Origin of the sequence: Pseudomonas sp. GXM4 (genome assembly GCF_008923895.1) — a bacterium.
GTDB classification, from domain to species: domain Bacteria; phylum Pseudomonadota; class Gammaproteobacteria; order Pseudomonadales; family Pseudomonadaceae; genus Aquipseudomonas; species Aquipseudomonas atacamensis.
The window spans coordinates 1-6748 of record NZ_WBRZ01000282.1 but is presented as its reverse complement, the minus strand read 5'-3'; the positions used below and the strand labels follow the sequence as shown (position 1 = coordinate 6748).

At 59.8% G+C, this 6748-nt stretch carries 5 protein-coding genes; 3 read left to right on the top strand and 2 right to left on the bottom strand.

Annotation, left to right across the window (positions count from 1 at the left end; all coding sequences use genetic code 11):
• Positions 1-252 precede the first annotated feature (252 nt).
• Together F8N49_RS23805 and F8N49_RS23800 are read left to right on the top strand one after the other, a co-directional pair.
• On the top strand, positions 253-1227 hold the full coding sequence (locus F8N49_RS23805) for a D-glycerate dehydrogenase (protein WP_151552833.1): 975 nt from the start codon (positions 253-255) through the stop codon (positions 1225-1227).
• A gap of 140 nt (positions 1228-1367) precedes the next feature.
• Complete coding sequence (locus F8N49_RS23800; protein WP_073473697.1) at positions 1368-1877, top strand: DUF2165 domain-containing protein; 510 nt, start codon at positions 1368-1370, stop codon at positions 1875-1877.
• 18 nt (positions 1878-1895) lie between these two features.
• Here F8N49_RS23800 and F8N49_RS23795 read toward each other — a convergent pair whose 3' ends face one another.
• A complete protein-coding gene (locus F8N49_RS23795; protein ID WP_073473699.1) occupies positions 1896-2798 on the bottom strand; it encodes a DMT family transporter in 903 nt (300 codons plus the stop codon).
• Positions 2799-2938: 140 nt separating this feature from the next.
• Between F8N49_RS23795 and F8N49_RS23790 the strand changes: the two genes are divergently transcribed.
• Positions 2939-3814 carry a helix-turn-helix domain-containing protein gene (locus F8N49_RS23790; protein WP_071174437.1) on the top strand — a complete coding sequence of 292 codons (876 nt, stop codon included), beginning with the start codon at positions 2939-2941 and terminating at the stop codon, positions 3812-3814.
• 336 nt (positions 3815-4150) lie between these two features.
• On the opposite strand, the gene F8N49_RS23780 is transcribed toward F8N49_RS23790, so the two are convergent.
• Positions 4151-6580, bottom strand: coding sequence for a TonB-dependent receptor (locus F8N49_RS23780; RefSeq protein WP_151552831.1), 2430 nt, complete (start codon positions 6578-6580; stop codon positions 4151-4153).
• Between the last annotated feature and the right edge of the window lie 168 nt (positions 6581-6748).

Here is a 6748-nt window from a genome sequence, read left to right as displayed (position 1 = left end):
GGAGCGAAGGAACCCGAGCCTGCGAGGGCCGAACGTAGGAGCAAGCCTTTTGGGTTACCTTTTTGCGGGGCCGGCACTCCGGCGTTTGAAAAAGGTGACCCGCCGTAAGGGCGGAACCGTAATCAGCAACACCCGAAGAAACGGATATTCACCCAAAACCCCAAGAACCTGGCCGGCCCAGAGGCCGCCAAGACAACCCGAGCAAGAAAATGTTAGCGTGCTTGCAATCAAGCCCCGACGAGCCCAAGCCCAATGAAAAAAACAGTCCTGGCCTTCAGCCGCATCACCCCGCCCATGATCGAACGCCTGCAAGAAGAATTCGACGTCATCGTCCCCAACCCCAAGACCGGTGACATCAACGCCCAGTTCAACGAAGCCCTGCCCCACGCCCACGGCCTCATCGGCGTCGGCCGCAAACTCGGCCGCGCACAACTGGAAAGCGCAACCAGACTCGAAGTGGTCTCGAGCGTCTCGGTCGGCTACGACAACTACGAACTCGACTACTTCAACGAACGCGGGATCATGCTCACCAACACTCCCGACGTGCTCACCGAAAGCACCGCCGACCTCGCCTTCGCCCTGATCATGAGCAGCGCCCGCCGCGTCGCCGAACTCGACGCCTGGACCAAGGCCGGCCAATGGCAGGCCAGCGTCGGCGCCCCGCTGTTCGGCACTGATGTGCACGGCAAGACCCTCGGCATCGTCGGCATGGGCAACATTGGCGCCGCCGTCGCCCGCCGTGGTCGCTTCGGCTTCAACATGCCGATCATCTACAGCGGCAACAGCCGCAAGACCGAACTGGAACAAGAACTCGGCGCACAGTTCCGCAGCCTCGATGAGCTGCTGGCCGAAGCCGATTTCGTTTGCCTGGTGGTGCCACTGAGCGACAAGACCCGCCACCTGATGAGCCATCGGGAGCTGGCGCTGATGAAGCCGAGCGCGATCCTGGTCAACATCTCGCGCGGCCCGGTGGTCGACGAACCGGCACTGATCGAAGCCCTGCAAAACAACCGCATCCGTGGCGCCGGGCTGGACGTCTATGAAAAAGAACCGCTGGCCGAATCGCCGCTGTTCCAATTGAAGAACGCCGTGACCCTGCCGCACATCGGCTCGGCCACCACCGAGACCCGCGAAGCCATGGCCAATCGCGCCCTGGCCAACCTGCGCAGCGCCCTCCTCGGCGAACGGCCGCAGGATCTGGTCAACCCGCAAGTCTGGCGCGGCTGAAAAAAAAGGCCAGCGCAACATTGCGCTGGCCCTCACCTTACATAACTTGCAACCGAACAAGAACGCCAGACCCAGTAACCGCCATATAAGCTCTCGCAAATTATCAACTCATTGATTATTTGCGATGGAGAGCTGATCCCGTGAACACCCTGACCACCGACAAACTCATTCGTTACAGCAAAGTCATCTTGATGGCTTATATAAGTTTCTTTGGCTTGCTGGTGATGATTCATAACTTCACCGACTACGAGTCCAACTACACTTACGTTGCACATATCCTGAGCATGGACACCACCAACGCCAGTGAAAACATCATGTACCGGGCGATCGATTCGCCGATGATCCATCACCGGATCTACTGGTTCATCATCACTATGGAAGTCACCTATACCGTGCTTTGCCTGATCGGTACTTACCAGTTGTATCGCTACATCGATGCATCGCCAGCGGCATTCCATGAAGCCAAGAAGTTTTCGATCATGGGCATATTGGTCGCCATTTTCATCTACTACGTATGCCTGCAAACGGTCGGCGTCGAGTGGTTCGACATGGACACTTCGCAATCCTGGAATGCCAAGGACTGGGCGCGACATATTGTCGACTTCATCTTCCCGGTGATGATCTACATCACTTTGAAAGTTGAGCGCTGAAACCCAGCGCTCGCTTTATCAAGCCAACTTCCCTTGACCCGCAGACAACAGCACTTTCGGTTTACGAAACACCAGCACGTTGCCCAGCATCACCAACACCAGCCCGACCAGCGCCGGTGCGGTCCATTGATAACCTTCGGCAAACGCCGACACGTTCAACGCCACCACCGGGAACAGCACCGTGCAATAAGCCGCTCGCTCCGGGCCCATGCGCCCGACCAGCGTCAGGTACGCAGTGAAGCCGATCACCGAGCCGGGAATCACTAGATACAACAGCGCACCGACATATCGCGGCGACCAGTCCATGGTGAAGGGGATGCCTTTGAACAGACACCACACCGTCAGCATCGCCGCGCCGTAAGCCATGCCCCAGGCGTTGGTGGTCAGCGGTCGCAATCCCGCTTTCTGTTGCAGACTCGAGAGCATATTGCCGGCGGAAAAACACAAGGTGCCGCATAACGCCAATCCAAGGCCGAGCAGGGTTTGCGGACTGGCCTGATGCCCGGCCAGTTCTGGCCAGAACAACAGCCCCAGACCTGACAGCCCCAGCGCACCGCCCATCAGCACATTGCGCGCAATGCGCTGGCCGAAAAACACCCGCGCATTCAGCGCGTTCCACAACGTTGCCGTAGAAAACACCACCGCCACCAGACCGCTGGGTATCCACTGGCTGGCCGTCAGAAAGCACATGAAGTTCACACAGAACAGACAGAGCCCTTGCGCCACACAGATCAAGTGGCCCCGGCGGTTCATCGGTTGCAGGCGTCGACTGAGCAGCAACAACGCAAACAGCACCAACGCGGCGAGGCCGAAGCGATAGACAATCGACACCGGGATTTCGACCACGCCCAATTGCCATTTCAAGGCAATCCAGGTGGTGCCCCAGATCAGCACGGTCAGCAGGTACAACGACAGGTTCATGGCAAACACTCCTTAAACAGGCCTTGAGTGTCTGCCTCGGGCAGCCTTCGACGCTTGCACAATCTTGCGCTTTTGTCTGGCGGCAGGCTGGCAGGGCGGCGTCTACGGAGTAGGATGCAAGGCGTTGGAGAGAACCGAACATGGCCGCGATCGATACCCTGCAAGTCTTTCAAGCCCTCAACCGCTCGCCGAATGCACGCCTTGTGCACAGCGCCGAGCTCGGTGACGGCATGTCTGCGGCCTTGTGGACCAACCACCACGATGCCCAGGAATACGAAGCGCCAAGTCATCACACGCTGTCGTGCTACGTCGCCGGCGGCACCGGCACATTCCGTCGTGGCCAGCCGGGCCGCAAAGGCGGGCCGGACAAGCTGTGCATCCTGCCGGCCGATCATGAATCGGGCTGGGTGATCAATGGTGATATCCGTCTGGCGCACCTGTATTTCAGCGCCGAACAATTCGCCCTCGGTTGCGTGACTTTGCTCGATCGCGAACCGCGCGAGATGCAATTACGCGAGCAGACCTTTCTCGAAGATCCGCAGCAGGCGCAGCGCTTTCGGCAATTACTGAACCTGAACTGGCAAGAGCCGGCCGAGCGCTTGCTGACCAGCAGCCTCGCTCATGAATTGATCAGCCACACGCTGCTCAGCCAAGTCGGTGCGCGACAGGGCCTGCGCCTCAAGGGCGGGCTGGCGCCGCACCAGCGCCGACAACTGGTGGAGTTCATCGACAACCAGTTGGCTGAGCCGATCAGCCTCGGGCAACTGGCCGGGCTGTGTGCGCTGTCGGAATATCACTTTGCGCGGATGTTTCGCCTGAGCTTCGGCCTGCCGCCACATCAATATGTGCTGGCGCGGCGCTTGAGCCGGGCGCGGGAATTGCTGCGCGGCACGGCGCTGCCGCTGGGCGAGATCGCGCTGGCGTGCGGGTTTGCCAGTGCCAGCCATTTTACTAATCGGTTCAGGCAGGTTTTGGGCGGGACGCCGGGCGAGTATCGGCAGGCGTTTTTGCGGTAACCCCATTCCCCTCACCCCAGCCCTCTCCCAGAGGGAGAGGGGGCCGACCGAGGTGTCTCGCACTGTACGTCGACCTGAAACACCGAATCGATTATAGATTCAAAGCAACACGTTCAAGTCGGTGTACCTCTGGAATATCCCACGGTCAGTCCCCTCTCCCTCCGGGAGAGGGAGAGGGGGCCGACCGAGGTGTCTTGCGGTGTACATCGACCTGAAAAATCGCATCGATTATGGATTCCAAGCATTACTTTCAGGTCGGTGTATCTCTCGAATATCCCACGGTCAGTCCCCTCTCCCTCCGGGAGAGGGCTAGGGTGAGGGGCTTTTGATCTTGCCTCAAAACTCCAGAGTGCTGGAAAGCGAAACCTGCCGCGAATCCCCCATCGACACAAAGAAGCGGCTCGCCGACGAGGTGTAATAGGTGCGATCAAACAGGTTCTTCACGTTCAACTGAAACTTGACCTTCTGCCCGTCAACCGTCGTGTCGTAAGTGGCAAACGCATCCGCCACGGTGTAGCTCGGCAGATCGAAATCATTCACCGCGTTGCCGGCACGCTCACCGACGTACCGCGCGCCCGCCCCGACACGCAACTGATCGCCGCCAAACACATTGCCGAAGTCATACACCGCCGACAGCGAGCCGGAATTCTTCGCTACGTTTTGCAGGCGCTTGCCTTTGTATTCCGGGTCTTCGGTGACTTCGGCATCGGTGTAGGCATAGCTGCCGATCAGGTTCCAGTGCTCGCTGAGCTGCCCGCTCAGGTCAACTTCCAACCCGCGTGAACGCACCTCGCCTGCCGCACTGTAAATCGTTGTCGGGCCTTCGGAATTGGCCACCAGTACGTTGCGTTTCTTGATGTCGAACAACGCGATATTGCCGGTGATGCTGCCGGGCATATCCAGCCGCGCACCCAGCTCCCACGACTTGGCTTCCTCCGGCGCGATGCTGCCGTCGAGCACGGTACTGCTGCCGCTCAGCGGGGCGATGGTCGAGTTGGGTTTGAACGATTCGGTGTAGCTGCCGTAGAACGACAGCGCGTCGGTGTAGCGATACACCAGCCCTGCGCGCGGCACCCACTTCTGGCCATTGCTGTCGGTATTGGCCTTGAACGGCACGCCTTTGCCGGCGTACTGGTCGTACTCCTGAAAACGGCCGCCGGCGACCAGAATCCACTGCTCGTTGAGGTGAATCGAATCCTGCAGGAACAGCGAATCGCTGCGCAGCTTATCCGTCTGCGCGCTGTCGGGCGCACTCACCGTAGTGCCCATCACTTCGCGGCCATAGACCGGGTTGAGATAGCTGAACGTGGTCAGGCTTTTCTGCCGGATCAGATCCTCGCGGTAGATCTTGCGGTATTCATCATCAACGCCGAACACCAGATCATGCTGCATGCCCAGCACATTCACTTTGCCTTCGAGGCTGGCGGTGGTGAAACGATCGGTGCTGATCGCATTCTGCGTGCCGTCCATGCTCCGCGTCAGTGTGCCTTTGTTGGTGTCGATCGCCGTCACGCGCACCTGGCTGGCGTCGTAGGTTTCACGGTTCCAGCTGTAGCCGAAGTGAGCTTTCCAGTCGTCGTTGAGTTCGTGGTCGGCTTCGAAATGGTAGAGGTCCGAGCGCCCTTCCATGTCGTTGAACGGCTCATCGAGACGCTGCTTGCGCGAGATATCCAGCGGATGATTGGTGCGCGGATCGATCAAGGTGCCACGGTCGAACGGGGTGAGAAATTCGCGGTGCTCGTAGGCGAACAACAGCTTGGTGCGCTCGCCGTACCAGGCCAGCGACGGTGCGATCAGCGTCTCGCGATGGGTGCCGAAGTTGCGCCAGTAATCTTCGTCTTCATGATCGACGACCATGCGATAGGCGAAGCCGGAATCGCCCAGCGCCCCGGTGCTGTCGAAGGCGCCGCCGCTGCCATTCTTGCCGTCACCGTAGGTCGAACCGCGCACGGTTACGGCGTTGTACTGGGTCAGTTCCGGCTTCTTGCTGACCAGGTTGACCACGCCACCCGGATCCTGAATCCCGTAGAGCAACGAGGCCGGGCCCTTGAGCACTTCGACGCGATCCACGGTCGCGTTCATGCCACGGCCCTGCACCAGCGGCATGCCGTCGCGCATGATCGAGCCATTGCGGTTGTCACCGAAGCCGCGAGTCATCACCGAGTCCTGGGTACTGCCCAAGGTGTTGCCCTGGGTGATCCCGCTGACATTGGCCAGCGCGGCGTCGAGATTGCGCGGCGCCTGATCGCGAATGACCTGCGCCGGGATGACATTGACCGTCTGCGGAATTTCTTGCAGCGACGCCGATGAGCGCATCACCGAACTGGTTTCCGGCGGCTGATAGCTCATCGATTCGTCGCGCGTCGAGGTGATCGTTGTTGCGCCAAGATTGAGCGCGCCTGCGGTCGGCATCGGCTCAAGCGCCAACGTGTGACTGTCGGTGCGGCGAAAGCTCAGGCCGGAGTTGCCGAGCAGGCGTTGCAGTGCCTGTTCGGCGCTCATCTGGCCGTTGACTGCCGGAGCATTGAGGCCGTACGGCGCTTCGTCGGTGTAGACCACGCTTTGTCCGGTCACACGGCTGAAGTCGCTCAGGGCCTGCGGCAACGGTTTGGCGGCGAGGGCAAAATTGAATTGCTGTTGCGCCTGATTGCTCACCGCTTCTGCCGCCAGCGCGATACTCATCGGCAACGATGCCAACGCGGAAAAACTCAACGCCGACATGCCCAACCACTGTTTGACCGAACCGGATTTTGCCCTGGACTTCATTGCTCAATGACCTGTGTAGAACCGCAACGGATGCGAATGGCTCGCAGTTTCAGTCACTACACGGATGGGGCTCGGGGTTACCTCACCTGTAATTTGAAAATATTTTGCGGGGGGATTTGTTGCCGGGGCTGACGCCTGCGCGAGCAGGCTCGCTCCCACCTTTGGAAT

What these genes read in the sequence shown, in the direction of transcription:
- F8N49_RS23805 (WP_151552833.1), top strand. Translation starts at nt 253, where the DNA reads ATGAAAAAAACAGTCCTGGCCTTCAGCCGCATCACCCCGCCCATGATC.
- F8N49_RS23795 (WP_073473699.1), bottom strand. Translation starts at nt 2,798, where the DNA reads ATGAACCTGTCGTTGTACCTGCTGACCGTGCTGATCTGGGGCACCACC.
- F8N49_RS23790 (WP_071174437.1), top strand. Translation starts at nt 2,939, where the DNA reads ATGGCCGCGATCGATACCCTGCAAGTCTTTCAAGCCCTCAACCGCTCG.
- F8N49_RS23780 (WP_151552831.1), bottom strand. Translation starts at nt 6,580, where the DNA reads ATGAAGTCCAGGGCAAAATCCGGTTCGGTCAAACAGTGGTTGGGCATG.